A 3,182-nucleotide genomic window follows, 5' to 3' on the forward strand; every position below is an offset into this window, starting at 1 on the left:
AGCCAAGGTTGCGCGCCTAACGCGGCGGCGACCTCCACATGCCTCGCCAGCGATTCGGCATCATGGCCGCGCCGTGGATCGTGATGGCAGATAATATGGGCGACGCCGAGCTGGTGCAGCGTCTCGACATGCCGCAATGCAGCCGAAGCATCCTCGGGCTGGAGCCCAATGCCGAGAGGGGGCATCGTGCCCTCCGCCTCGCCAAGCGTCAGGACGGCTGCGCCCCCAGCCCAACGCGACGGAGCCCTCGGAAAGCCCTTGACGGTCAGGGTGATCTTCTGTTGGACGACCTCGCCTGGCTCGATCCTGTATGGCCAGGGCAAGGCGAGGGGACGAACATAGGTTTTGTAGGAGGCGTCGGTCCAGTTCCGCTGGTCTTCCATCTCGAAGGCGTCGCCCTCCATCAGGCAGGTGACCTCCAGCCCGCCGGGAGTACGGTGCGCTATTTCACGAAGATCCATCATCGGCTGTACAGGATCGATCTCTACGGGAAAGCGTGTCTCGACCCTTTCGCCGCTTGTATGCGTGATCGTGGCCGGCGCGCCGCTCACGCCCTCAATAGGATGCAGGACGACAAACCCGGTTCGATTCGTCAGAAGCCCGGTCGGCGTCTTCCCGCGAGCCGAATAGGTCAGCACGCCGGCTGCGGACCCTTCGATGACGACTTCGTAGCCAAAGGTCTCGCCATTGCCGGCTACTCCTGCGCGGTAGCTGATCCAAAATCGATCGCCATCTTGCTGGACGATCAGATCCGCAATTTTCGGAATCAGCGTCGCCCAGTCCTTGTCGCGCACGACGAAGGAGATTGCGCGGATCGCCTCTTCGCCATGCATACGGACGTCGCGTAGGTTGGCGCCGTCAAAAAGTACGCTGAGCGGACCGGCATTCAGCACGCGCTCCTCTGCCGGGGGCTCCTCGGTACCGTAAAGCCGGACCGTGCGGGAGGGATCGGAATGTGTCATCGGCGTGCTCCCGATCTCAGACGCGGCGCGATTTCCAGGTGATGAGGCGCTCGGCCAGCAGGGCGAGGATGATGATGGCGCCGATAGCAGTCCCCTGCCAGAACGGCGAGACGCCGAGCAAGTTCAGTCCATTGCGAATCATCACCATGATCAGAACCCCCATCAGCGTGCCGAATATGGTGCCTCGTCCACCGTAGAGGCTCGCGCCACCGATGACCACGGCCGCTATGGCGTCGAGTTCAAGCTGGTTTCCGCCGATCGGGTCGGCCGACATGATCTGTGCCAGCGAAAAGGTCATCGCTGTCGCCGAAAGGGCCCCGCAGGCCACATAGGGGAAGATCGAGTAGAAGAGGGTGTTGAGGCCGGCGGCCCGGGCGGCTTCGAGATTCGAGCCGACAGCGTAGATCGTGCGCCCGCCCTTCGAATATGTCAGCCACGCCCAGGTGGCGACGTAGAGCGCGATGAGGAAGACGACGTTGGTGGGGATGCCGAGCAGGGTCGTGTAGACGATGTTCTGCAGCCCCATCGGCAGTCCCGAAATCGAGCGCTGCCCCGACACGATGTAGGCAAGACTGCGCCCCATCGCCATGACGCCGAGCGTCACCACGAAGGGCGCCAAGCCGAACACCGCGATGAGAACGCCGGAGAAAAGCCCGATCAGTGCGCCGCAGCCGACGGCGAGCGCTATCGCTAAGGGAATGGGAAATTCCTTCAGAAGCAGGGCGAGAACAATGCCGGTCAGGCCGGCAACCGAACCGACGGAAAGGTCGATGCCTCCGGTCAGAATCACCAGGGTCATGCCGACGGCAACAATGCCCAGCACCACCGACTGGTCGAGGATGTTGAACACGTTACGTTCGGTGAAGAAGTAGGGCGAGATGAACGACAGGATCACCGCAAGCACCACGGCAAGGCCGAGCATTCGGAACTCAAGGGTGCTGGTGAATCTAGGCATGGCAAAGGATCGGGAGGGCGCATTCATGCGTCGATCTCTTCGTTTGGAGGTGTATCGAACAACCCGGCCATGCGGGCCGACAGCGTCTCAGTTTTCGGCAGCTTGGATCCCGGCGGTAGGGTGAGGCCGATCCAGCCGAGATCGTGGCCCCTGCGGTTGGAGAGTGGCGCAAGCACAGTAGACCGGCCGTCGTTCTCAGTCACGATGCCTGGCTGGCGCCCTTCAAGAGCGAGGGGGATCGCCGTCTGGTGCGCCAGGTAGACATGGCCGGCCGCGAGTCCCATTGGTGTACTACGTGCACTGTTGGCGATGGCGAGGCAGACGAACCGGTCGTCGTCGATCAGTCCCCAGAATGCCGTGCCGCCGTAGCTGGCGACAAGATCCCGCAGGAATGCGGCATTGCGCTCTGCTGAACTTCGCGGCGCAGCGAGCAATGTCAGGCTCTCTTCGCTCAGGAGCGAAGCCGGCAGGTCGGCGATGGTATAGCCGTCACTCACCACGACGACCCGCTCGCAAACTCCCAGGAGCTCCCCAAAGTCCGAGGAGATCACCACCACGGCAATCCCCTTTTCGGCGACTTCGCGCAGCAGCTCGTAGATCGCCTGGCGTGTCCCGATATCGACGCCCTTCGTTGGTTCATCCAGAATGAGCACTTCGGGCTCGATCAGCAGCCAGCGCGCGATGATGACCTTCTGTTGCATGCCGCCGGAGAAGTGCAGGAGGTTTGCTTCCATCCGGTCGGTGGGAAGGCCGAGACGGAAAATAAGCTCGCGGGCTTGTTTTCGACGCGCTGAGTGGCCGCGGCCAAAACCCCTGTGCTTGCCCATCTGGGTGAGGAAAAGGTTCTCGCCGACCGTCATATCAGGCACGATATTCTGGGCGCGCCGGTCCTCGGCGACCATGCCGAGGCCAGCGCGAATTGCCGCGATGGGGCTATTGGGAGGAATCTCCTTGCCGCCGACGAGGATGCGCCCCCCGTTGCGATGGCGTAGCCCGAATATCGCTTCGGCGCTCTCCGTGCGCCCAGCTCCGACAAGGCCGCCGAGGCCGAGAATTTCGCCCTTGCGCACCATGAACGAGACGTTACGCACCATCGGCGAAGCGCTGAGCCCGGTCACCTCGAGAGCCACCGGCTGCTCGTTCGAGGCCGCAGGCGATGATGCCTTGCGATACACATTGCCGATGTCGCGTCCCACCATGTGGCGGATGACGTCAGCCTGGGTGAGACCGGCCGTCGACAGGCCTTCCGCCACGGTCTTGCCCTC

Annotated in this window: 2 protein-coding genes and 1 pseudogene; all 3 read right to left on the reverse strand. The window is 62.9% G+C overall.

From position 1 onward, the window contains the following. A pseudogene (locus EN991_RS29295) lies at nucleotides 1-962 on the reverse strand (hypothetical protein); the annotation flags it as partial. 16 nt (nucleotides 963-978) lie between these two features. Further along, entirely contained in the window at nucleotides 979-1,917 is a 939-nt protein-coding gene (locus EN991_RS29300; RefSeq protein WP_245461103.1) for an ABC transporter permease, read from the reverse strand. A 23-nt stretch (nucleotides 1,918-1,940) separates the two neighbouring features. Beyond that, nucleotides 1,941-3,182 (reverse strand): ATP-binding cassette domain-containing protein (locus tag EN991_RS29305; RefSeq protein ID WP_164769447.1); only part of this gene is annotated, 1,242 nt, incomplete at its 5' end.

Source organism: Mesorhizobium sp. M7A.F.Ca.US.005.03.2.1, assembly GCF_003997795.1.
GTDB classification, from domain to species: domain Bacteria; phylum Pseudomonadota; class Alphaproteobacteria; order Rhizobiales; family Rhizobiaceae; genus Mesorhizobium; species Mesorhizobium ciceri.

Coding starts and splice junctions, on each gene's coding strand:
- EN991_RS29300 (WP_245461103.1), bottom strand. CDS start 1,917: ATGCCTAGATTCACCAGCACCCTTGAGTTCCGAATGCTCGGCCTTGCC.